The organism is Mesorhizobium sp. WSM4820 (assembly GCF_055811075.1).
In genome coordinates this window covers 121,998-144,540 of sequence record NZ_JBVVQN010000013.1, presented here as the reverse complement: position 1 = coordinate 144,540, position 22,543 = coordinate 121,998, and the positions used below count along the sequence as shown (strand labels likewise).

The 22,543-nt window shown below is 61.0% G+C and carries 19 protein-coding genes; 4 read left to right on the top strand and 15 right to left on the bottom strand.

Features of this window, described 5'->3' with window-relative positions; all coding sequences use genetic code 11:
• Positions 1-162 precede the first annotated feature (162 nt).
• The 7 genes from AC0L2R_RS21470 to AC0L2R_RS21440 form a co-directional block, all read right to left on the bottom strand.
• Positions 163-696 carry a dihydrofolate reductase family protein gene (locus AC0L2R_RS21470; protein WP_473511395.1) on the bottom strand — a complete coding sequence of 178 codons (534 nt, stop codon included), beginning with the start codon at positions 694-696 and terminating at the stop codon, positions 163-165.
• A gap of 190 nt (positions 697-886) precedes the next feature.
• On the bottom strand, positions 887-1,198 hold the full coding sequence (locus AC0L2R_RS21465; protein ID WP_473511393.1) for a helix-turn-helix domain-containing transcriptional regulator: 312 nt from the start codon (positions 1,196-1,198) through the stop codon (positions 887-889).
• A 13-nt stretch (positions 1,199-1,211) separates the two neighbouring features.
• The gene (locus AC0L2R_RS21460) at positions 1,212-1,535 is read right to left on the bottom strand and encodes a type II toxin-antitoxin system RelE/ParE family toxin (protein WP_473511391.1); all 324 of its coding nucleotides are present in this window, start codon (positions 1,533-1,535) and stop codon (positions 1,212-1,214) included.
• Positions 1,536-1,725: 190 nt separating this feature from the next.
• Positions 1,726-3,387, bottom strand: coding sequence for a vWA domain-containing protein (locus AC0L2R_RS21455; protein WP_473511389.1), 1,662 nt, complete (start codon positions 3,385-3,387; stop codon positions 1,726-1,728).
• Between the two features lie 165 nt (positions 3,388-3,552).
• On the bottom strand, positions 3,553-4,551 hold the full coding sequence (locus AC0L2R_RS21450) for a GlxA family transcriptional regulator (RefSeq protein ID WP_287055993.1): 999 nt from the start codon (positions 4,549-4,551) through the stop codon (positions 3,553-3,555).
• 19 nt (positions 4,552-4,570) lie between these two features.
• Positions 4,571-5,470 carry a bifunctional methylenetetrahydrofolate dehydrogenase/methenyltetrahydrofolate cyclohydrolase gene (locus AC0L2R_RS21445; RefSeq protein ID WP_473511387.1) on the bottom strand — a complete coding sequence of 300 codons (900 nt, stop codon included), beginning with the start codon at positions 5,468-5,470 and terminating at the stop codon, positions 4,571-4,573.
• Positions 5,471-5,593: 123 nt separating this feature from the next.
• Positions 5,594-7,786 carry a GumC family protein gene (locus AC0L2R_RS21440; RefSeq protein WP_473511466.1) on the bottom strand — a complete coding sequence of 731 codons (2,193 nt, stop codon included), beginning with the start codon at positions 7,784-7,786 and terminating at the stop codon, positions 5,594-5,596.
• Between the two features lie 196 nt (positions 7,787-7,982).
• Between AC0L2R_RS21440 and AC0L2R_RS21435 the strand changes: the two genes are divergently transcribed.
• Together AC0L2R_RS21435 and AC0L2R_RS21430 are read left to right on the top strand one after the other, a co-directional pair.
• Positions 7,983-9,278, top strand: a complete 1,296-nt coding sequence (locus AC0L2R_RS21435; RefSeq protein WP_473511386.1) for a lipopolysaccharide biosynthesis protein — start codon at positions 7,983-7,985, stop codon at positions 9,276-9,278.
• Between the two features lie 374 nt (positions 9,279-9,652).
• Entirely contained in the window at positions 9,653-10,720 is a 1,068-nt protein-coding gene (locus AC0L2R_RS21430) for a helix-turn-helix domain-containing protein (protein WP_473511384.1), read from the top strand.
• Between the two features lie 50 nt (positions 10,721-10,770).
• Here the strand turns inward: AC0L2R_RS21430 and AC0L2R_RS21425 are convergent, their stop codons facing one another.
• The 4 genes from AC0L2R_RS21425 to AC0L2R_RS21410 form a co-directional block, all read right to left on the bottom strand.
• Positions 10,771-11,514 carry an META domain-containing protein gene (locus AC0L2R_RS21425; protein WP_473511382.1) on the bottom strand — a complete coding sequence of 248 codons (744 nt, stop codon included), beginning with the start codon at positions 11,512-11,514 and terminating at the stop codon, positions 10,771-10,773.
• Positions 11,515-11,552: 38 nt separating this feature from the next.
• Positions 11,553-13,169: an alpha/beta hydrolase gene (locus tag AC0L2R_RS21420; protein WP_473511465.1), complete on the bottom strand. Its 1,617-nt coding sequence runs from the start codon at positions 13,167-13,169 to the stop codon at positions 11,553-11,555.
• A 158-nt stretch (positions 13,170-13,327) separates the two neighbouring features.
• On the bottom strand, positions 13,328-13,633 hold the full coding sequence (locus AC0L2R_RS21415) for a hypothetical protein (RefSeq protein WP_091595177.1): 306 nt from the start codon (positions 13,631-13,633) through the stop codon (positions 13,328-13,330).
• Positions 13,634-13,915: 282 nt separating this feature from the next.
• Positions 13,916-15,121: a M14 family metallopeptidase gene (locus AC0L2R_RS21410; RefSeq protein WP_473511380.1), complete on the bottom strand. Its 1,206-nt coding sequence runs from the start codon at positions 15,119-15,121 to the stop codon at positions 13,916-13,918.
• 464 nt (positions 15,122-15,585) lie between these two features.
• Here AC0L2R_RS21410 and AC0L2R_RS21405 point away from each other — a divergent pair, with 464 nt between their 5' ends.
• Together AC0L2R_RS21405 and AC0L2R_RS21400 are read left to right on the top strand one after the other, a co-directional pair.
• Complete coding sequence (locus AC0L2R_RS21405) at positions 15,586-16,101, top strand: DUF1269 domain-containing protein (protein WP_091595172.1); 516 nt, start codon at positions 15,586-15,588, stop codon at positions 16,099-16,101.
• Between the two features lie 40 nt (positions 16,102-16,141).
• Entirely contained in the window at positions 16,142-16,480 is a 339-nt protein-coding gene (locus AC0L2R_RS21400; protein ID WP_473511379.1) for a hypothetical protein, read from the top strand.
• A 44-nt stretch (positions 16,481-16,524) separates the two neighbouring features.
• On the opposite strand, the gene AC0L2R_RS21395 is transcribed toward AC0L2R_RS21400, so the two are convergent.
• Genes AC0L2R_RS21395 through AC0L2R_RS21380 form a run of 4 tightly spaced genes read right to left on the bottom strand, consistent with a single transcriptional unit; the run spans position 16,525 to position 22,261 of the window.
• On the bottom strand, positions 16,525-17,568 hold the full coding sequence (locus AC0L2R_RS21395) for an AI-2E family transporter (protein WP_473511377.1): 1,044 nt from the start codon (positions 17,566-17,568) through the stop codon (positions 16,525-16,527).
• Positions 17,569-17,574: 6 nt separating this feature from the next.
• Positions 17,575-19,410 (bottom strand): SLC13 family permease, encoded by a 1,836-nt coding sequence (locus AC0L2R_RS21390; protein ID WP_473511376.1) that lies wholly within the window; start codon positions 19,408-19,410, stop codon positions 17,575-17,577.
• Between the two features lie 46 nt (positions 19,411-19,456).
• On the bottom strand, positions 19,457-20,659 hold the full coding sequence (locus AC0L2R_RS21385) for a M20/M25/M40 family metallo-hydrolase (RefSeq protein ID WP_473511374.1): 1,203 nt from the start codon (positions 20,657-20,659) through the stop codon (positions 19,457-19,459).
• Positions 20,660-20,710: 51 nt separating this feature from the next.
• Positions 20,711-22,261 (bottom strand): AbgT family transporter, encoded by a 1,551-nt coding sequence (locus AC0L2R_RS21380; protein ID WP_473511373.1) that lies wholly within the window; start codon positions 22,259-22,261, stop codon positions 20,711-20,713.
• Between the last annotated feature and the right edge of the window lie 282 nt (positions 22,262-22,543).

The window sequence follows — 22,543 nt, the reverse complement described above, 5'->3', positions numbered from 1 at the left end:
CAATAAGGATCGGCAAATGGCGCTCCTAAGCCGTTCGGCCGATCCCCGCCGAATGGCGATCTCCCCACCCGCAGCCGTCGTTCTTCCGAATCCTTTCCGCAACGTATGCTGAACCGAAAGGGGGATTTCGATGCATCGCCTTCTCATCGGCGTGGTCTGTAATCAGGCAGGAACGTAGGTCAACCTGATGACTTCCCCGCCGATTCGCTCGCTGGCCACAAGGCGGAGCGGTGGCCGAGAGCCGGCGAAGAAGGGCTTGCCGCGACCAAGCACCACGGGGTGACGGTAGAGGCGGTATTCGTCGATCAGACCCATTTCGGTCAGGCTTTGCGCCAACTCTGGTCCGGAAGCGGAAATCTCTCCTGTTAGCTTGGCCTTTAGCCTGCGTATCACTACCTCGACGTCATCCGCGATAAGCGTGGCATTGGGACCGACCGACTTCAACGAGCGCGATACAACCCATTTCGGCTGGCGCCGCCACGCCGCCGCGAACTCGTGTTGCTCCGTACTCCACTCAGGACGATCTTCGTCCCAATAGCGCATGGCCTCGTACATGCGGCGACCGTACACACTGCCGGTCAGGTCGCGCACATGCTCTATCCAGTGACGAAAGAGCGCGGGACTTGGCGCAGGTAATTCCTCGTGGTCGACATAGCCGTCGAGGGACTGGTTCATTCCGAATACGATTTTCGCCATGCTGCAAAATCCCCCCGTCGCGTCAGGTATACAAGACGAACGACAGCCAAGCGCCCCCGACACATGCTCGAAATTTTTTCTTGTGGGGGTCGTTAGCCGGTTCATGTCGCAAAATTCCCGAGTCTTGAATCGGTTTCGCGACTGATATTGACGTCGCAAAACCGGATGTTCTGCGACGCCCTTTCTAACGTCAGACGTGGGGCACGGATTTGCCGAGTGGCTGCACCGCCAAGCGCAGGCCCATCGTGCGAAGGACGGCATTCAGGCTGCGCAGCTCTGGGTTCCCCTTCTCCGAAAGGGTACGGTAGAGTTGCGTGGGGTTCAGCTCGGCCGACTTGGCGACGGCGGGCATGCCGCCGAACGCCTTGGTCATTTGCCGGAGCGTCACCAGCAGTTCGCCCTGGTCGCCATCCGCAAGGATCGCGTCGAGCGTGGCAGCGGCCGTCGCCGGATCGTCCCGGAACAGATCGGCCATTGCGTCGTCATGACTGCGGTCTTTCATCGTCATTGCTCCTTCAAACAGTACGGTTTTGCCAGTCGCGCCAATAGTCACACGCCCGGTCAATGTCGGCGTCCTGTGTTCGTTTGGTGCCGCCGCACAAGAGCAGGATCACCGTCTTGCCCGATCGGACGTAGTAAACCCGGTAGCCAGGGCCGACATCGATGCGCAGTTCGTGGACGCCCTCGCGAAGCGGCTTGAAATCACCGAAGTTGCCTTGCTCAAGCCGGTTCAATCGTCGGATGATCGCCGCTTTGGCTTGTACGTCGCGAAGCTTGCGCAGCCAGCCGGCAATCAGGTCTTCGCCGTCACGCGTGATGTAGTGTCGTACATCGAACATTTAGGCGATATTCGTTTAAAAACGAATTTTTCGCAAGCCCTTTTTTGCCCGCTGACCATCACAATGTGGGAGCTGTACCTCGCGGATATCAGGAATTACGCGACAAATCGCGAGTCTGGCGCCAGACGGCATGTCCACATTTGGGTAGGGGCTGGGCTCGCGGCCACCCTTTTTCAGACGTCGAATGTCCCTACTGCACCGTCAACTCGGCTCGCTCGCCGGCTGTGATGGTCACCGTGCTTTCCTTCGAGCTGTTGTCCAACTTTTCGGAGACGACGGCGTAGTCGCCGGCCGGCAGCGCCGCCTGATATTTCTCGTCATAGGCGTAGCCAAGCGATTTGCGGTTGCCGTTGATGTCCTTCTTCGCATCGAAAATCTCGATCTTCGAAGCTCCTGGCGCGGTGATCGCCAGCACGCCGGCATTGATGGCGATCTTCAGATCCTGATGCTCACCGGCCTTGACGCTGAACGGCTGCTCGACGACGGCAAGGTCGACCGTCGCCGTCAGCACATAGTCGTCGGGCGGCAGATCGAACTTGCTGTCGGGGCCATAGGCATAAGCCACCTCTTGCCTCGTTCCGTCGATCTTCTTTTTTGCCTTGAACACCTTGAAGCCAATGCCCGAGCCGTCGGCCTTGTCGCCACCGGCAATGTAGTAGGCGTTGGCAACGACACGGCCGACGCCGACGACGATATCCTTGTCGACGACGTTGCCGGCAGTGAGCGGGATGGTTTCGGTAACCTCGCCCTGCCCGATCCTGACCGTGACTTTCTGATCGCCGGCCGGCAACACCACCTTGGTGTCGCCATAATAGGTCGCAGGCATTTCAACGCCCGGAAAGGCGATCACGACAGCCGCACCATCGGCCACATCCGCTCCCTCGCTTGGCCGCGGATGAATGATGAGCGTGCCGGCATCGAGCACGAACAGGGGTTTGTAGACCTCGACCGCCTCGACCGTGATCTTCTGTTCGGTCCTGGCCTCGCCATGGCGCGCCACGACTGTGTAGTCACCCGGCTCCAAATTGCCTTTATAAGCTCCGTATTCGGTGGCGACGTACTCGCCGCGCGTGCCGTCGGACTTTGCCTTGAATATCTCCCAGGAATTGCCGTCGGTGACGGGATCGCCGCCATCGGCGAGCACCACGGCGGGCATGAAGTTGAACTCCGGTTTTTCCGACGCGGCGACCGGCTGCGGCGCTGGCGCTGGTTCGGGCGCCGGTGCAGGTGCGGCGGCGATGGTCTCGACCAGCGCGTCCTGCAGCGCCTTCTCATCCGACGCCTGGATGTATTTGCCGCCGGTGTTGTCGGCGAGGCAAGCAACCTGCCTGCCCTCGTCCGCGGTCAGGCCGAAGCCGACGACGTTTACGGTGAAGTCGACGCCGGCAGCCCTCAGTTCCCTGCCGAGCGCGCAGGGGTCGCCTTTGCAGGTCTCGAGCCCGTCGGTGATCAGGATGACGGTGGCCTTGTCCTCGGTGTATTTCAGCGCCTCGGCCGCCTGCCTGACGGCTGATGTCAGCGGCGTCTTGCCGATGAATTTCAGGCTGTCGGCGGCAGTGGAAACAGCACCTGCCGAGCCGGCCTGCGGCGGCACGATGAGCTCGATGTCCTCGCAACTGCCCTTCTCGCGATGGCCATAGGCCATGAAGCCGATTTCCTTGTCGGCGGGGACCGATTGCAGCACCGTTCGCAGCGATTCGCGGGCGATTTCGAGCTTCGGCTTGCCGTCGATCTGCGCCCACATCGAACCGGAGGCGTCGAGAACGATGACGACACGGTCGGCGGCAAGGCCGAGCGTCGTCATCCACAACAGGAGCGCCGCCGCAACGATGCTCCGTGCAAGTCCCGCCATGAAATCTCCCCCCAGTCAGTGGCCGCCAGTTCGTCGCAGCCAGTCAGCTTCTGCCAGCAGTCCATGCCCGCCAGTCCGTCCCAGCCGGGGGAAGCTATTTGACGCCGCGTCAGGATACAAGCCCGGGCGCCGGGGCACGTGGCGGGCCTGACTGCGCCAAACCCCTCAATATGTCGTGCGCCGCTCTTCGGAAGGCGGCCGGCCAAACTGCAGCCGGTAGCTCTGGGCAAAATAGGAGTGCGAGGTGAAGCCGGTGGCGATCGCCACGTCGAGGATCGGCATGTTGGTCTGGCGCAGCAATTCGCGCGCCCGCTCAAGCCTGAGCCGCATGTAATAGCGGCCGGGCGTCACACTGAGGTGACGCAGGAACAGCCGCTCGACCTGGCGCACCGACAGGCCCGCCGACTTGGCGAGCTGCACCGCCGACAGCGGCTCGTCGAGATGGTCGGCCATCAGCTCGACGATGCGCCGCAGCTTCTCCGATTTGCCGGTCAGGTCTCGCTCGGGGCCGACGCGCTGGCGGTCGCCGGCGGAGCGGATGCGCTCGTGCTGGAACTGGTTGGCGACGCCGTTGGCGAGGCTCGAGCCGAAATCGCCGCGCACGATCTCCAGCATCAGGTCGATGGAGGTGGTGCCGCCGGCGCATGTGTAACGCTTGCGATCGATCTCGAAGACGTTGCCGGTGCAGTTGATGTCGGGAAACCGTTCGACGAAGCCGGCGCGGTTTTCCCAGTGGATGGTGCAGCGATAGCCTTCGAGCTGGCCTGCCTCGGCGAGCAGATAGGAGCCGACCGACAGTGCGCCGAGCGCGTTGCCGCGCCGGCCCCAGCTGCGCAGCGCCGCCAGCACCTTGCTCTTGCCGGGAAACTCGGTGGTCAGCCCGACCGAGACGAAAAGAATATCGACCGGCGGCAGATCGGCGACAGCGTAGTCGATCTTGAGCGGCAGGCCGTTGGAGGCCATGACGGCATCGCCGTCGGCCGACACCGTCGTCCAGCCATAGAAGTCGTGGCCGAGCAGCCGGTTCGCCGACCGGAACGTGTCGATTGCGGCGGCCAGCGAGAACATGGAAAACTTGTCGACCAGCAGGAAGCCGAACTGCCGGCCGCCGTGAATGGGATCATTGGCGACCGGCCGCTCTGGGGGAACAGTGAGGTTCGGCAAAGCTTTGGGCTTTCCAGGTTCAGAAAGACGGCCGTTTCAATCCGGCCGCGAGATAGGCGGAAGCTAGCGTGTTGGCCATCAGCATGGCAATGGTCATCGGGCCGACGCCGCCGGGCACTGGCGTGATGGCGCCGGCCGTCCTGGCCGCTTCCGCATAGGCGACGTCACCGACGAGACGGGTCTTGCCTTCGCCCTTTTCTGGCGCCGCGATGCGGTTGATGCCGACGTCGATGATGGTGGCGCCCGGTTTGACCCAGTCACCCCTGACCATTTCAGCTCTGCCGACAGCGGCAACGAGAATGTCGGCGGTGCGCGCCAGTGCAGCCAGGTCCTTCGTGCGGCTGTGCGCGATGGTGACGGTGCAGTTGGCGGCAAGCAGAAGATTGGCCATCGGCTTGCCGACAATATTGGAGCGGCCGACGACCACCGCATTGAGCCCGGAAAGATCCTTGCCGCGCACACGCTCGATGAGCAGCATCGAGCCGGCCGGCGTGCAAGGCACGAACGCCGTCTCCAGTTCGCCGGTGCCGAGCTTGCCGACATTGATGAAGTGGAAGCCGTCGACATCCTTTTGCGGCGCTATTGCCTGGATGACCTTGCCCGCATCGATATGGCCAGGCAGCGGCAGCTGCACCAGGATGCCGTTGATGCCGGGATCGGCGTTGAGTTCGCCGATGATAGCAAGCAGTTCCAGTTCGGACATCTCGGCCGGCAGCGTGTGCTGGACCGAATGAAAGCCGCATTCCTTGGCGGTGCGGGATTTGGAGGCGACGTAAACCTGGCTCGCCGGATCCTCGCCCACGATGACCACGGCGAGACCGGGTTTGTGCGCGCCCTTTTCCATCAGTTCGATCGTCAGGGCCTTGACGCGCCGCACCACGCCTTCGGCAACGCTTTTTCCGTCAATCAACTCGGCCATCAACCATCCTCGACATCGCTCTGCTTCGGGCGGCATTCTCACGAAAATCCGACCGGGCAATCCCGTCAAAGCGCCGTCTTATGCCGCTAACTCGAAACCGATGGCTTTTATTCTATTCGGCGCTCAGAAATAGCGCCGCGATCGGCTTTCGGTGAGTTCGCGAACCGCTTCGCGGAATTCGCGCAAGCTGGCTCGGATTTCCTCGATGGAGGCTTGCTGTTCAGCGGCTTTCGAAGCCTGATCTGCCTCGTCCGACGAGGCTCGCGGATACTGCTGCTGCGGATGAGGCACTGGTCCGGCATGGGGCGGAACGGGCGGCTGGTATGCTTTGTCTTCAATGGGTGTCCGGCGCTCCTCTGTCCGGCGGCGCGGCCGCGAATCGGCGGTTTCGCGCAGGCTCGCATAGGCGCCGCGCATGGCGCCGAGGCCGACACCGGAAGCAAGCCCCGCCAGCAGGCCGGCAAGCACCGTCATGGCGCGCGACGGTCCGTTTGGCTCGAGCGGGGCGAAGGCCTTGGAGATCACGTTGATGTTGGCGGTGTTGATGTCCTTCTGCTCGCCGGTCTCCCTGGCGCGGAGAAGATATTGCTCATAGACGGAGCGTTTGGCGGCGGCCTCGCGCTCCAGTTCGCGCAGCGTGACCAAGTCGCTGTTGACGTCGCCGCTGCGGACCTTCAACTGTGCCAGCCGGGAGGCCAGATCCTGTTCGAGCTGCACGGCGCGCCTCAAGTCGACCTGCAGCGACGAGGCGATGCGGCGCAGTTCCCCGGCGATACGCTCGCGCGATCCGGCAAGCTGGGCATTGAGCGCCTGGAGCTCGGGATGGCGCGGGCCGAGCCGGATCGCGGCGCGGTCGGCCTCCTGCTTGAGCGTCGCATATTGCGAGCGCAGCTCGCTCATGGTGTTGGAGTTGATCTCCTCCGGCAAGGTGCCGCTCAGAACCGAATTCACGTCGATCGAGCGCGCCGACGCCGCGCGGGCGTTAAGTTCCAGCGTGCGCGCGCGGGCGATGGCCAGCTGCTGGTTGAGCTTGAGCATCTCGTCGTCGCTAATCAAATGGCCTTGCGCGTCGACGAGGTCGTGCGCGGCCCTGAAATCCTCGACCTTGCGCTCGGCCACTTCGACGCCCTTGCGCAGCTCGTCGAGCCTGCCCGTCAGCTCGTTGGTCGCGCGGCCAGCGGTGTCGGACTGGATCTGACCGAAGGTCTGCAGAAAAACATCCGTCATCGTGTTGGCGATGAGCGCCGACTTCTCGCCATTTTGCGTGGTGGCGCTGACGGAGATGACAAAGGTCTTGCCGCCGCGCTCGACCGAAAGGCTCTCCGCCAGATTGGCGACGGCCAGCGCACGGCGGCGACCTTCACCGGCAGCCGGCCCGTCATTGCGCGACAGGATCGACCGGATGACCGTCATCATCCCCAGCCCATCGGAACCTTGCCCGTTGAACTCCGGATCATTGACGAGATTGAGCTTGTCGACGACCTTGTTGAGAACGGTGCCGGAGGTGAGCACGCGAACCTGGTTCTCGACGATGGCCAGCGTGGCGTCGGACGCAACCACCGATTGCGTGAGGTCGCGGTCGGTGAGCTTCAGGTCGCGCGGGTCGACGATCAGCTCTGCGGTGGCTTCATATTTCTTCGGCGTCGACAGCGCGATGGCGACGCCAAGCGTGGCGCCCAGTATCGTCATGGCGACGATCAGCAGCTTCGAGCGGGCAATGCCGCGGACGACCTGCATCGGATCGATCAACGGCTTCCATTCTTGTCTGTCGTCATCCTGACGGGAAGACCGCCGCTCGTCATCTGCATATCCGGGTTCGGGTGCGGCATATCGAGGTTCGGGTGCGGCGTATCGAGGCTCGAACGCGGCGTATCGAGGCTCGAACGCGGCGTAACGGGAGTCGGCATCGGAGCGGCGGTCCTCGGAAACAGCGGCAGCAACCGGCTTCTCCCGTGGCATGGCTTCCGCATGGTCCGCTTCAATGGGCTCGTCAGTCTCAGGCGGCATCCGGGCGGCCGAGGCCGATGCATCCTCGGCTTGAAACCGGCTTGTTTCATCGTTCGCCGATAGCTCCGGAGTCACCCAGCGTTCCGGGGTCGCCGAGGGCTCCAGGTTTGCCGAGAATTCCGGATGCGCCCGCCGCTCGCGGCGTAAGCGCGCGACACGATGGCGCGCTGCAGCATCCTCGCGCCATGACGGGTCTGCCCGGTCCCCGATCGCAACCAGCGATGGTTCTTCTTCGCCGCGCAACGCCTGGCCGAGCGCCAGCAAGGAGCGCTCGCGCTTCCAATCTTCACGGTTTTGCCTGTCGACCATTGTCGTGGAGCTTGCCCTTTGCGGCTTGGACGCGCGGTCAGCCATTCGTTAAACCACGCTAAACAAGTATAGGAAACAAAAGGTTAATTTCCCAGCCTTGAAGACACGGTTTCCCTCTAGGGTTGTGCCCTTCTTGAAAGCATCGAAAGCGCCCAGAACCGCGCGTTAAACTTTCCGGCCTATGCTGTCTCGACACATGACCCAGGCTGGCAACATCCCGCAAAAACGGCCTCTCGCCCGGATCCGCGCTTTCGTCGCTGAGCGACGGCGGCTGGTTCGCGACTATCTTTCGGCGATCAGCGGCGCCGGCGGGCGGCTGGTGTTTTCGCTCGCCTATTTCATCGCGCTGGCCAACACGCTGTCGATCGCCGAATTCGGCATGTTCGCCACCGCTTCAGCGGCCGGCGTGATGCTGTCGCGCATCCTGGCCTTCGGCTTCATCTCGGCGCTTTACCGAACCGCCACCATCCGCCCCAATCTGATCGGCACCTTCACGGCCGGCTTCCTGCTGCTTGGCGCGATATCGCTGCCGTTGCTGGCTGCCGCCTCCTACGGCGTCTACCTGGTCTTCTTTGCCGGCACCGTGCCGCTGTCGGTCTTTGCGGCGATCGTGTTTGCCGAGGCGTTGCTGTGGCGGCCGGTCGAGGTGGCGCTGATCGTCAACAACGGCCTCGGCAAATTCGGCAGCGCCGCCCTGCTGACGATCCTGGCGACGGCCTTGCGGGCGCTCGGCGCCGTGCTGTTCATGTTCGCGGCGCAGCCGACCATAGGAGCCTGGTCCTGGTATTACATCGGCGCCAACGCCGCCTCGCTGCTCATCGCCTTCGGATTTTTCTATCCGCGACAGCGGCTGCGGCTGCGGCTGGCGCTCTATCTGCGGCGGCTCGCCGATTCCATCTACGTTGCCGGCGCAGAGGTGCTGTTCTACCTGCAGATGGAATTCGACAAGCTGCTGGTGCTGGCGATCGGCGGTCCGCACCTCGCCGGCATCTATGCCATCATCATGCGGCTGGTCGACCTGACGGCGATCCCGATCCGCACGTTCTCGATGATGCTGGTTCAGCGCATGATGCGGGCGCCGGAACTTTTGTCGCGCCTTTCGGTCAAGAGCGGTATCGAAGGCGGCGTGTTCGCGGTCTCGACGCTGGCGCTGGCGACACTCGCCATCGTGCTGCATTTCTTCCCCAACGCGCTCGGCAGGAATGTTGCGGAGGCCGCCCCTTTGGTGGCGCTGGCGATCTGCGTGCCGGGCCTGCGCAATCTCGTCGAATACCAGGCCGAGCTTCTGTTCGCGCGCGGTCAGACGCTGGTGCGGGCGATCAACCTGGCGCTGCTTGCCGGGCTGAAGGCGGTGCTGCTGACCTATGTGCTGACCCATATCCTGGACACACCCGATCTGGTGCTGTCGCTCAACGTCGTCTTCCTGCTGCTCTATCTCGCCTCGGCGCTGCTCACCTACTCGGCGATGCGCAGGCCGGCGAAGCCGGTCTAAGGGCAAATATCGGGACTGGCTATCAAAGATCGAGATACGGGCGGGCCAATTCCAACCCGCCGCATTCTCCATTACTTTATCATTCACGGATGAAGAAGCACGACCAGAGCCGTAGCTCCGCGCTCCGTGCAGATCACGCATGAAAAGCTTTCGCATGAATCCCTGCAGCATTTTCCGACGCCGAAACTGCTAGATTCGTTTTTTTCAGAAGATTGGCCGCTTCGCAAGCATCGAGCCATCAGGCCCAATTCAAGGACAATTGCTCACACGCTCTGTCAATTTTGTTTTGAGGCTTGTGCGTGGTACGATATGGTACAAAGAAGGTGATGTTTGTTTGGACATTACGCGGAGCAACGGTAATTTAGAGTCATCTAATGTATCAAGACTCCGCGCTCCAATCGCTCGAAGAGCACGAAAGTAAGAATGCGAAATTTACGCATTCTCTTGATTTTTCAACCTTTAGCTTTCAACCGCACGAGCAATTTCCGGCTTTCCGTTTCGCCAATCGAGGCGTGATGGACTTGTCAGCCGTGCGGGATTGTCCTCAATCCTTTCCGGCCCGCCAAACGGTGTGGAACCTGGATCGACTCGCTTTTATGCGAACTGAGCTTCCAGGCGAAAATCATGCTCATCGCCAGAAGCATCTGAAAAATGCCGTTCTTGACCATTGGTATGTCACCCTGCCGTTTTGCTTGCCGGGTGAGTGGCATAAAGGCGAGAAAGCTGTGCCTGAGCTGCACTGCCTGGCCAGCCCGTTCGATAGACAAATCAATCACGACGGGGTCCTTACGCTCTTCATCCCAAACGATCTGTTTACCTCGACTGCCGGGCTCCATCGAATGTTGGATGCCAAGTTCGAAGGAGGGCTCGGTAAGCTGCTGGCAGACTACCTGCTTCTTCTCAACCGGTCGCTGGCGGATTTGCAGTCGCCGGAGATACCATACGTCGTCGAGGCAACACGAAGCCTTGTGGCCGTATGTCTCGCGCCCTCCCAGGATCGCTTGAGAGAAGCACAAACCCCAATCGACGCGACATTTCTAGGCCGAGCGCGACGGATGATTGACGGCAGACTTGTGGATCGCCAACTGACGTCCCAAACGCTGTGCGCGGAACTTGGCGTGTCCCGCTCCCGGCTATACAGAATTTTCGAGCCGCTCGGGGGAGTAGCTTCTTACATTCGCAAGCAGCGGCTACTGCGAACGCGGGACGCGCTCTCCGACATTGGCGATACGCGGTCCATATCCCGGATCGCCGAGCAATGGGGCTTCGTCGATGCTTCCAGCTACAGTCGAACGTTCAGGCACGAATTCGGCATTTCACCGAAGGAAGCACGGGATATAGGTTGGGCGAGCGATGGCTTCGTCGTGGCGCAGCAATGCCAGGCACGACACGAAGGGCCGCAAACGCTTTACCAGCTACTCCGCACTGTAGATGGAACCTGACCGGACCGAGCACGGCGGGACAAGTCCCCGCTAACGTCAGCTTAGCCGCCTCACGGCGCTCCCAGGCGAGCGACGGTCTTACCTGCAGCATCGACGAGCATCAGATTTCCATCCTGTACAAAATACGCCGCAGTTTGCGAAAGCGCTGCGTGGAAGACCGCCTCTTGAACGGACTTGGCATCTTCGCAGGCCATCATTGTCGATGCCAGTTGGCCAAATCTCATTGTCGTACCTTCTATATCGACGTCGCCGCGAAAAGCGTTGCAGCCACCATTGCCGCTCACCGCGCCATCAGCATCAAAAATAAGCGTCGACGTCACGTTCGTATCGGCCTTCTTGCCCTCCAGCTCTAAAACCCTCCATTCGGTACCTGCCAGCGAGACGCCGGAAGCCTCCTCTGCATCCTTACTGCCTGCCTGAACGAGGAGGATTGAAAACAATTCTCCCGCTCTCGCCAGATCAAACGGGGTCGGCTCGGCACTGGCGAACCAGGCGGAGCCGCCGACCTCAATGCGGGCCTGTATCGCATAGGCCCCTCCGTTCGAGAGTTTGCTTGAATCGACAACCAGGCCAAAGGCAATGGGAACTTGTCCGGCCGGCGCCACCGCAGTTGCGGCCAGGGCGGTTTTTGGCTTGGCCAAATCTATGAATTCCACAAGGAGAGTGGCATCTGAGGGTAGCGCAATCCGCTCCCGGTAGAAGGCGCTGCCGGACAGTTTCACATCCGCAGCATACGCGCCATGCGACGCCAGGCAGCACATGGCTGCGGCAACAAGGGCTGACAGCAGCTTCACGGCGTTTCTCCTACTTTTGTAACAATGACAAAACTGATTTATCCGCTGACAGGCGTCGTCCCGCGCGTGATGAAAAGGACCTTCAGCCGAGCAACGTCTTCAGGTGTAATGCTCGGCGGATCGGTTACGGCCAGCCACGCATCGATATAGTGCTGCGGTGCAAAGACATGGCCGTAGCCCATTGGAGACGTCGTCGCCATTGCCATATCGACCGTCAGTTGCAGCATCGTGATAAGCGGATACCAGCGAACCTGCTCCGATACGTCGGGTCCGCGCGGCTCTTTCATCCAATCGGGTTCTCGATAAAGCGTGGCGACGTCGAAGAAGGTTATCGGATCGCTGGCGTATTGAAGGTAGACTATCCGGATCGGTCCCCACTCCGCGTCTGGAATGTCCAAGGCATCGTTCTGATTGGTAAACCGGAAGATCGAGCTGTTGCGAAAGCGGGGGAGCCATTCGGGCGATCCGGAATTGCGGCCGTCGGTAACGGATCGCCAGGTGCGGCTTGCGAAAGGTGGCCCGCTCCACAAGGCGCCTTGAAACGGATCTGCGACGACATCGTAAAGGTTCGCCGACTGTTCAGAGTTCATCGCCCCGAGGCTTAGGCCGTGCAAGTAGAGTTTCGGGCGGGCGTCGCGTGGAAGCGAAGACCAGTAGGTGTAGACCTCTTGGAACAGCGCGTCGCCGGCCTCCGCACCGTAGTCCGGCTCGACCAGGAGGGATAACCAACTGGCGAGGTAAGAGTATTGCATTGCGACGCTCGCGATATTGCCCCTGTGAAGATATTCAACCGGGTCCAGCGCAGCCGGATCAATCATGCCGGTACCAGTCGGCACGATGATGATCAGTATGGATCTCTCGAACGCGCCGGTGCGTTTCAATTCCTGCAAGGCCAGCTTCGCGCGTTCATCCGCAGTGTCGGCCGAACCCATTCCGACATACACCCGAATAGGGTCCACAGCCCCTTCCCCGAAGAAAGTGGTTATCTCTGCCGCCGTTGGACCGGAACTGACAAACCTGCGGCCCTGCCTGCCGAGTTCTTCCCATGACAGCAAAGAAGCCGCGCTTCCCGTCTTGATCGATTGCGCGGGCCTGCTGAGGTCATCTTCAATGAGAGCATCCATCTGCTTGAACGAGGAATCCAGGATTCTAAGCGTCAGGCTGAAGACCAGTCCCTCGACGACCGACCAGAACAGCGCGACCGCCAGCAGGCCGCCGACAAGATGGGAGACCCGCCTCGGGACGAAGCGCCCAAGCCAGCCGGAGAACACCAGGAAGGTGTGCCTGAAAAGGTGTGCCAACAACATGAGTGTCGCAAATACGACGACAGCGACAATCCCTGTCTTGAGCGGACTCGCGGTGTCCAGCGGAGCGAGATCCATCAAAACGCGGATCGAATTCTGCCATTCCAGAGTTCTCCAAAGGAAGACAGCGGCAATCACAACGCACGTGCCGGCGACTGCAATTCTCGCCGCCTTCAGGGTTCGGTCCCGTAGCTGCGGCAATTCGAGATAGGTCCACAGCGAATAAGCGACGAAGCCGATGCCGTATCCGAGAGCAGCCGAAAGTCCCGAAAGCACACCCTGGACCAGATAGGATCGTGGTATAAGGCTGGGCGTAAGAGAGACCGCGAACGCAAGGGTCGCTACCAGCATCCCTGCCGCGAGGAATGAGTGTGCGAGCTTTGTCAGGATCGCGCGCAACCCATTGGTCCTCAGCGTTTAACGGACAGCAAACTTGCAAGGACGGCGTAACGATCGAGTCCTTAGGCTGAGTCTAACGGAATCCAGACCCTGGAAGATAGCCCTAGCCATTATCTTCTAAGGCGACGCAGATCGACGACGCGGCCATTGTTCGCGCTCACTGCAATTTCGAAACGGCTTGCGCCGCGCCTGGCGCGATAGACGAAGAACCGCCCGCGGCAATCGACACGTCGAATGTCTCTGAAGCCGCGATTGCGCAAGATTCGCTCGCCATCACGACAAGTGATGGCACGGCCGTTATTGAGGCTGGTGCCGATATTGATGTTTATCGTGACTGCGTGGGCGGGCGTTGACGAAACTACAGGGAGAACGAAGCTGAGAGCTACACCAAAGCAAGCGAACAAAAGACGACGCATAAGACTTCCTCCATATCGACGGGCTCTTCGAGAACAATTCGTCCTCGGCTGCCTTGTCAAGGCAAAGACGGTGGCGGCCAATATCTCAGGGGCAACCATACAAAGTTCAGGACTCTGTGCTCATGACCTCTCTCCATCGAAGCTAAGTTCGAGATGAGTAGAAAACAAAACTTGCCTCCTGTCTGCGTGTTGCCGTCCTTGGCGCCACCGAAAAGGGGGCAGGAACCGGACGCAGGAGCCGGAGCCGGAGCTGGCGCCTTTCTCGGCGCTGTCGTGGCGTACTCACTCCGGGTAAGTTTCACCGCCATCCGGCCCCGCCTTGTTGAAAAGGATGAATGCCAAGGGGTCGCCAGGCTCGGACGGTACTTCGCTGCGCTGGCCCGCAATCTCTCCATTAACGCTGCTTGTATATTCCGCGACCACTTCGCCGAAGCTGTTGCGCTGGATGGCCACCTTTTGTCCGGCTTCAACCTTGTCGTTGAGCTTGACCAGATGCTCGATAAACCCGCCCTGGGTTGCCACGACCGGAACCGCGCTGTTGCCTAAGAAAACACCCACGTCCTTGCCTGTCCGTCCCATTGGGCCGGCCAGGATGCCGTGATGCTTGAGGACATTCATCGTGCCCTCCACGAACAGGGGGATCATCTCGAGATCGAGGACGCGCGCAGCGCCGACCTCCGGGCAAAAAGACGGGATACCCGCGTCGACAAACGCGTTATGCAGGACACCGGGATATGTATGATTGTCGAAGATCTGGCCGACCGGGTAGAGTTCCACCATCGACCGTATCTCGGGCACATCCATGCTTGCAATATTGAATGCGGTGACTTCGAATCCGCTTGTCCCGGTATGGAAGTCGATCGCCGCGTCGGCGTTCGGCCGCAGCAGCCGGTTGAACAGCAGCGCGGCGTGCCGGCTGGGCGCGGTGAAGCCGTTCTCGTTCCCGGGCCATTCCCGGTTCATGTCGATCAGGCCGGCGCCCCTGCCCGAATTGGGCCATCTGCGCTGCATGCCCTCCATAGCCGGGCGGGCGATGTCCGTGACCGCCATCACCGTGCCCGACATTTCCGCTGGATCGAGCTGGTTCATCACGGTCAGGACCGTATGCACGGAACTCATCTCGTCGCCGTGCACACCGCTGGTCAGAACGACGCGCTTGCCCGGCTTTGCCCCCTTGGCGACCGCCACGGACACATACCAATACTGTCCGGTGGGCATCTGCACGCCCTGAAAGTACAAGAGGTGCTTCTGCCCGGCTTCCAGGTCGCTGACGTCGAGCGCACTGACGACCTTTTTCCCCTGGATCACTTCGCCGGTATAGACCGTTCCCTGAGACCCACCGGATGCGGCGTCGGCAGAGGGAGCCGCTACGTCCTGGGCGGTTGCAGAGCCAGCGTTGGCCGCGAGGGCGGCCGCCGCGCCAACCGTCGCGATGGATGCTATTATCAGATCGCGACGGTCGAGGCCTTTTTTGGATAGGTCCGACATGATCAAGTCCTTGTGTGTATCAAGGTCGCTTCGGCTTGAGCGGTCATTGATGGAGAAAGGAACGCTCGGAGATCATCAGATGGACCGTGACTACAGCTTAGGATGCTTCCGCTTCCGTTGTTGACGATAGCGCCTTCTGGCCGCCTTGCCATTGGCCCAGAATTCCAAAACTGTGCCTCTCGTCCTACATCGGACGATATTCTCCAAAGCGCTCCTGTTCCCTCGGCCTATCGCCCGATTTCGCCAGCGACGCCGGCATGAGGAAGCGTGAGGCCAAGTTAGTTGCCTCAGGCTGTGGCAAGACTGGAAACGGATTTGACATCAGTCAATCGATTCCCCGGCGCTGCGAAAAAGAGACATGGGGCACATAAGCAGGACTCCATGCCGATTTCTTCAGGTGCTGGACGCCCTAAAATACGGCACCCCCTACGCAGCCCTAATGGCTGCCGTCGACAGGAGCCTCCATGTCAACCCTCATCGTCATTGTTTATCCCACCGAGGCGAAGGCTGAAGAAGTCCGCCAAACCCTGCTCGGTCTACAGAAGGAATATGTGATCAAGCTTGGCGACGCTGTCATCGCCACCAAGACCGAGGCGGGAAAGGTCAAGCTGAACCAGCTTATGAACACCACGGCTACCGGCGCCGTTTCCGGCAGCTTCTGGGGATTGCTCATCGGGATTTTATTCCTCAATCCGCTTATAGGCGTGGCGGTTGGCACGGCTTCGGGTGCGCTTGGGGGCGCGTTGACCGATGTCGGCATCAATGATGCCTTCATGAAAGATCTGTCGGCAAGCATCGTGCCAGGCAATGCCGCGCTCTTCCTGCTGATCCAGGAGATGACCGAAGACAAGGTTCTGAAGCAGATCCAGGGCTTCGGTGGAATCGTCCTCAAGACCTCGCTCGACGAGACCAAGGAGCAGGTTCTGCGCGACGCCCTCAAGCGCCATTCCGCAGAAGCCGGTTCGGCGCCGTCGGCGTAGGCGGCATCGCCGCTCCCGTTCGTGCTGGAGAAAGTGACTGTTGTCCCCGACCGAAACTGTCATAGCCATCGCCATCGAGATGCTCTGCGGCGCGGCGGGGGCACTCGCTGTGCGGTGGTGGTGGCCCAGCGTTGAACTTACCAAGATCGCAGCCGTTCTGGCCGGCATGGCCGGAGGTTTTGCGTTGACCTTCGTAGCTGCGCAGATTCCCGGCATTGGCCACCTGGTTGGGCACGCTGAAAACGCCGCCGATTCCGTCATGCGCGGGCTGGGCGGGCTTACCCCTGCCGTCCTGATCGGGGTCGGCGTTTCGGGCCTGCTCGGTGGCGTCGTTCTGATGACTGTTCTCGGTCTAATCCGAGCCCGCGTGAAAGGTTAATTTCCGGGGCTGGCTGCTCTTACTGTTCCCTATCCACATGTTCCCTATCTACCTTGGGCGCTTCCCACCTCATCGTCAGGGGCGCCTAACAACTGGGCGAGCCACCTGGCCGACGGAGACTGGGCGCAGAAGGTCAGCACTGCAATTGCTATCGGGACCCCGATGAAGGCGCCGAACAGGCCCCAGAGGAACATCCAAAGGAAGACAGAAAACAGCACGAGAAAGGGCGACAGCGCCAACGCCTTGCCGGCCAAACGCGGCTCTACATAACTGCCGATCGCGAACTGGATGAGATTGAGGCAGGCAAAGACGAAAAGTGCGGAATACAGGGATTCGAACTGGGCCAGCGCGTAGAAGGTCGGCAGCAGCGTTGCGACGAACGGGCCGACGAAGGGGATGAAATTCAAAGTGAAGGCGATGACGCCCCACTCCGTGGCAAGCTGCAGGCCAAGCGCCAGGGTAAACACGTAGATCATGCCACCCGTTGCAATGCTCATGATCGTTCGGATCACCAGGTACCGGCGCAGCTTGGCGGCTGTGCGTTCGCCGCCGACGATCAGGATGCGCGCAGCCTCGCCGCTGAAGATGCTGGGGATTTTACGCGCCAGCGGGCCGACCTCGAGCAGGCCGAGCAGCACGTAGATCAGTACCACGATCCAGAACGAGATCGTCGTGTTCAGCCGTGCTGACAGGCCCTGCATCGCCGCCACAGCCCAGCGCACATTGAAATGCTCCGCCCATAGGCCGGCAACGGCGATCCCGTGCGTCTCCAGCCAGGCTGTCGCCTGTTCGTAGAGCGCTTGAAGCCGCGGCGTCTCGGCGATGACGGATCTGCCGATCCGACCGAAACCCCAGGCCACGACGGACGCGAACACGATAAAGACCAGCATGACGAGCGTTACAACAATGGCGAGCGCCAGAAGCTGCGGCAGGCGTGCCTGCAGCCGTTTCTGAACCGGCCAGACGATCGCGATGATAAAGAGGGCGCAGGCGACCGGCGCAATGATCGCGTCGGCGAAATAGAGCGCGGCCAGCAGGAGAATTGCGCAGATGATGCCCAGCAGAACCGGAACCCAGCGGGCATTCATGGCAATTCAGAAGCTCCAGATCATCGGCACTATGAGCACGGCCACGACAAAGAACCAGAGCATGAGCGGTAGACCAAGCTTCCAGTAGTCACCGAAAGCGTAACCGCCGGGACCCATGACCATCAGGTTCGTGGGGGTTGCGATCGGCGTCAGGAATGCTGCGGCCGCCGCCACGGCGGTGCTCATGAGCACGGGACGGGGCGAAATACCCATGGTTAGCGCGGCTGCGACCCCGATCGGGATGACGATGAGAGCAGTCGCGGTGTTGCTGATGAGCTGCCCCATTATGGCAGTCAGCACGAACAGGCCGGCGAGTAGGGCAATGGGACCGGCGTCGCCGACCAGCGACACCAGATGCTCTGCCATCAGTTTCGCGGCGCCTGTCTCGACCATGGCGGTGGACAGCGGCATCATCGCGCCGACAAGGATCACGGTCGTCCAATCGATGGCTCGGTAGGACTGATCGACACTCATGATCCCCGACAGGACGATCGCTCCGGCGGCGAGCAGGCCGGCTACCGCTGGCGGGGTGATGCCCGTGGCGAGGAGCACGACCATCGCGATCAGAATGGCAACGGCCTGGCGGGCACCCGGCCCCATCGGCACCGCCTGACGACGCACCAGTTCGGGCGAATTGACGACCAGGACATCCGGATCCTTGAGGCGGTGATCGAGAGCTTTCCACGTTCCCTGCAGGAGCATCGTGTCCCCGGCCTGCAGCACGATACCTCCTGCATCTCGTGTTGCGTTGGTGGCGACCACCTCTGCGCCGGCGCGCTGCACGGCAAGGACGATCAGGTCGCCGCTCTCGGTGACCATGCCCGGGAAAACGTTCTGGCCAATAAGGCCGGAGCGTGGCGGAATCACCACCTCGGCGAGGCCCGAGCTGCGGTTGAACAGCGTCTCCTCTCCCTGCCCTGGCGCCGCCGACTCGCTAAATGCGAGGTGTTTGTCGGCAGCGAACGCAGCGGCCGACTCGGCGTCGCCCCGCAGCAGCAGGTGATCCCCCTCGGCGATAACAGGTCTGCGAAGCGGGCTGGCCGTTTCACCCTCCTGAACGGCGACGACTTGCAGGTCGGGATAGGTGCCCAACTCGATCGCAGACGCGGGCATGCCGATAAACGGCGAACTTGCGCGCACGCGCATTTGGTAGACGCCGCTGGCAAGGCCGTATTGCTCGACGAGCGTCTTCGCATGGCGGCTGAAGTCGGCAGGCATGGTCGCGCCGTTGCGTTCGGGCAACAGCCGTTTTCCGAACACTATGATGATGGCCATCGTTCCTGCCAGCAGCGGCAAGCCTGCAAGCGCGAATTCGAAGAAGCCGAAGCTGCCCACGCCGGCGTCGCTGCCCGCGTTCGACACCAACACGTTCACTGGCGATCCCGTCAGAGCCAACTTTGAGCCGGCATGCGCGGAAAAAACGAGAGGCAGGAGCAGCTGGGCCGAATTTCGCTTCAGGCGGACGGCGATGACGACCACCACTGGCAGGAGTGCAGCCACGGCGCCATTGACACTGATCAGCGCCGTAAGGAGCGCGACCATACTCATCGTCAGCAGCAGCAGGCGGGCGCGGCTCTCTTCGCCTGCGCCACGGATCAGAAGTTGCCCGGCCCAGGCGGTGACGCCCGTCACGTCGAGGCCGGCGCTGACGATGAAGAGGGAGGCTATGAAGATCACCGCGGGATCACCGAAGCCGCCGAGCGCCTGATCAATCGTCAGGACGCCGGTTGCCCACAACGCGGTGGCCGTCGCCATCGCGACAACGACGACTGGCAGCCGGTTCCAGACGAACAGGACGACGACGGCTGCGATGATGGTGGCAGTGTACGCTATGGGGCTCAATCGCTTGGTTCCTCACCGGCCCTACGGCCGACCCGCGGCATGACTGCTACTCTTCCAGTGTCGCCATAAGTACGCCCAGGCGGCAGCCCTTCTCGTATTCGGCAAGGTTCACGTATTCCTTGATGGTATGGATCTCGGCCTGGCCCGCACCGATGGTGATGGTAGGGATGCCATGTTTGTCGAGCCAATTTGCATCCAGCCCGCCATTGGAGAAGAGACAGTTGGCCTCGATACCCAGCATCTTCAACGCCTTGATGGCGCGCGTCACGACCGGGCTGTCCTCTGCGAGTTTGAAAGGAGGGTAGGAGGTCTGGTGGCTGAACGTTACTTCTGCCGTCTGGCCCTCATGATCTCTGACCTGCCCCTTCGCCTTGCCGAAGGCATCTGCGTAACCCTTGGCGATCTTCGTTGCGAAAGCTGCCTCGGGGCTGCGAGCCTCTCCCTTGATGGATGCGTAGTCGGTAACGACATTGGTTGCATCGCCCGCGGGCTTTCCATCCCTCCCGCCGAAAATGCCGACATTGCTGGTTCCCCGGCCGTCGGGTTTCACAACCTTGCCGAACCAGCCTGCCTGCCGCGCCTCAGTCAAGGCGATCGCTCCTACCAGCGTCGCCGATATGCCCTTTTCGGGCGCCACGCCAGCGTGGGACGCGCGGCCCTTGATCTCGACTTCCCAGTTTTCCTGTCCGACCGCGCCGATGATCAGATCGGAGGCGAGTTGCCCATCGACATTGATGCACATGACCGGGCCACCAAGATCGGCGGGGTTCAACTCGCGCGCCCCGTGAAGCCCGCTCTCTTCCCGTACCGTGAAAAGCAGCGTGATCGGCGGATGCGGCAGCTTGTGCCTCATCAGTGTTTCGGCAAGCACAACCAGAAGCGCCACACCGGTACGAGCGTCGCCTCCGAGTGCTGTCGTGCCGTCGGAGACGATGCGATCGCCTTCCCTTCGGGGCTTCGCCCCGGCGCACAGCGGAACTGTGTCAAGATGGGTGGAGAACAGCAGCCTTGGTGCGCTGCGCGTTCCAGGCAGATCTACGATCAGATTGCCGGTTTCGGTTGGCAACGCAATGCGGGTATTGGCGTCATCGAAGCGGATTGCCGAAGCTGGCACGCCAACGGCCTTCAGTGCGTCACTGACAGCCGCCGCGATATTGGCCTCGTATCCGGTCACACCTTCGATCGAAAGGAACCGCATCAGGTGCTCTTCGGCGGCAGCGACATCGAGGGGAATCGGAACTTCGCTCATGTTACCTCCTCCAAGATTTGAGTGCTGTTTCGCATCGTGCTGGATCAGCCATTACAGGCCCCATGGGAGGCCAAACGCCTGCCAACCCGCGAAGAGTGCCGTCCACAGGACGTACATCCACAGGACGTAGGGAAGCATCAGCGATACGATCGTGCCAACGCCTGCGGATTTGTCGTATTTTTGGGCAAATCCAACTACGAGAGCAAAATAGGCATTGAGCGGGGTTATCGCGTTCATCGGTGAGTCACCGACACGATAAGCAGCCAAAACAGCTTCCGGCTCGACGCCTAGTTTCATCAGCAAAGGTACGAAGACCGGAGCGAAAATCGCCCATTTCGCGATTGCTCCAGTCAACAGCAGATCGATGATCGCGACCACGAGGATGAAGCCGAGCAGAAGGGGCAGTGCGCCTATGTTTGCAGCTTGCAGCGCACCCGACAGGCTCAGCGCCATCACCGTTCCCATGTTGGTGTAGGTAAAGTAAGCGACGAACTGGCTGAGCACGAAGAACAGAAAGATCGTCCCGCCCAGGTTCTTGATCGACTTTTCAATCGCGCCGATGACCTCGGTCAGGGTGCGCAGCGTGCCGGCTCCGATGCCGTACGACCAGCCGGTCACCAGGAAGATCAGCATGATCAGCGCAATCAGGCCGTTCATGAAGGGCGAGTTGCCGATCAGTTCGCCGGTTTCGGGGTTTCGCAGCGGCGCCCAAGACGGCAGTGTCAGGAAACAAAAGACGACGATCAGGCCGATCAGCCCGTATAAGGCATAGCGCAATCCGCGGGATTCTCTTTCGGACAGTCCCGCACTCTGATCGGGAACCGTTCCATCCACAGACTTCTCGGGCTTGTAGACCCCGAGCCGCGGTTCGATCATGCGGTCGGAGATGAACGCGATGATCACTGTCAGAAACAGCACGGATGCTATGGAGAACCAGACATTCGAGGCCAAGCCGATCGATCTGTTGGGGTCGACGAGATGCGCCGCATCGTTCGTAAATTCGACCAGCACTGCATCAAGCGGCTTGATAAGCATATTGACTGTAAAGGCACCTGCCACCGCGGCGAAACCCAGGGCGAGACCGGCAAGCGGGTGACGCCCGACTGCGAGATAAGCGATACCGGCCAGCGGAATCAGGACCAGATAACCCGCGTCGGCGGCAACGCTGGCGATGATGCCGACGAAGGCGAGGATATAGGTCAGGGCCCAGGCCGGTGACACGACTACGAGCTTTCGGATCAGCGCGGTGACCAGGCCGGATTCCTCCGCCACGCCGGCGCCGACCATTGCTGCGATCATCAGCCCGACCGCAGTGAAGCTCATGAAGTTGGGAATGAGCGAGGCATACAGAAAGCGTATGCCTTCAATGCTCAGCAGGCTACGGATCTCGGTGGTCGCCGTTTCAATCTCATGCGTGTCCGCATTGATGCGTTCGAACGTCACCGCGGCGCCGAAGGCGCTCAGGAGCGCCGACAAGACGATGACGATTGCAATCAGGATCAGGAAAATGACGACCGGATGAGGAACCATGTTCCCCACTCTTTCGACTGCGTCGAGAAATCTTTGCATTGCGGTTTTTGGAACCGCATTCGCGTTGGGCATCTCGGCCTTCCTCTCTGCAGGACCCGCGCAGCGCGTCCCCCCGGCAATACTCAGATCAAACGGGCTTTGAGCTTAGTCCTCTACTGTGAGGAGTCATGAGCGCAGAATCCAAAGCCTTGGCCGCCTGTCCCGAAATCGCCCGTAAGTCTTTCACGCCCGATCGCCCTGACAATGAAACACAAGGAATGGAACGATCAGCGTAGACTCTGGACTTTAAGCGGATGTGTAAGGGCGGCGGCAATTGCTAGTCTCGGTCAAGGTTCTCGAAGAGCCATGAGCAGC

What these genes read in the sequence shown, in the direction of transcription:
- AC0L2R_RS21380 (WP_473511373.1), bottom strand. Translation starts at nt 22,261, where the DNA reads ATGCCCAACGCGAATGCGGTTCCAAAAACCGCAATGCAAAGATTTCTC.
- AC0L2R_RS21430 (WP_473511384.1), top strand. Translation starts at nt 9,653, where the DNA reads ATGTATCAAGACTCCGCGCTCCAATCGCTCGAAGAGCACGAAAGTAAG.
- AC0L2R_RS21395 (WP_473511377.1), bottom strand. Translation starts at nt 17,568, where the DNA reads ATGAATGCCCGCTGGGTTCCGGTTCTGCTGGGCATCATCTGCGCAATT.
- AC0L2R_RS21465 (WP_473511393.1), bottom strand. Translation starts at nt 1,198, where the DNA reads ATGAAAGACCGCAGTCATGACGACGCAATGGCCGATCTGTTCCGGGAC.
- AC0L2R_RS21440 (WP_473511466.1), bottom strand. Translation starts at nt 7,786, where the DNA reads ATGGTCGACAGGCAAAACCGTGAAGATTGGAAGCGCGAGCGCTCCTTG.
- AC0L2R_RS21455 (WP_473511389.1), bottom strand. Translation starts at nt 3,387, where the DNA reads ATGGCGGGACTTGCACGGAGCATCGTTGCGGCGGCGCTCCTGTTGTGG.
- AC0L2R_RS21420 (WP_473511465.1), bottom strand. Translation starts at nt 13,169, where the DNA reads ATGCTGGTAGCGACCCTTGCGTTCGCGGTCTCTCTTACGCCCAGCCTT.
- AC0L2R_RS21415 (WP_091595177.1), bottom strand. Translation starts at nt 13,633, where the DNA reads ATGCGTCGTCTTTTGTTCGCTTGCTTTGGTGTAGCTCTCAGCTTCGTT.
- AC0L2R_RS21460 (WP_473511391.1), bottom strand. Translation starts at nt 1,535, where the DNA reads ATGTTCGATGTACGACACTACATCACGCGTGACGGCGAAGACCTGATT.
- AC0L2R_RS21445 (WP_473511387.1), bottom strand. Translation starts at nt 5,470, where the DNA reads ATGGCCGAGTTGATTGACGGAAAAAGCGTTGCCGAAGGCGTGGTGCGG.
- AC0L2R_RS21410 (WP_473511380.1), bottom strand. Translation starts at nt 15,121, where the DNA reads ATGTCGGACCTATCCAAAAAAGGCCTCGACCGTCGCGATCTGATAATA.
- AC0L2R_RS21470 (WP_473511395.1), bottom strand. Translation starts at nt 696, where the DNA reads ATGGCGAAAATCGTATTCGGAATGAACCAGTCCCTCGACGGCTATGTC.
- AC0L2R_RS21385 (WP_473511374.1), bottom strand. Translation starts at nt 20,659, where the DNA reads ATGAGCGAAGTTCCGATTCCCCTCGATGTCGCTGCCGCCGAAGAGCAC.
- AC0L2R_RS21435 (WP_473511386.1), top strand. Translation starts at nt 7,983, where the DNA reads ATGACCCAGGCTGGCAACATCCCGCAAAAACGGCCTCTCGCCCGGATC.
- AC0L2R_RS21405 (WP_091595172.1), top strand. Translation starts at nt 15,586, where the DNA reads ATGTCAACCCTCATCGTCATTGTTTATCCCACCGAGGCGAAGGCTGAA.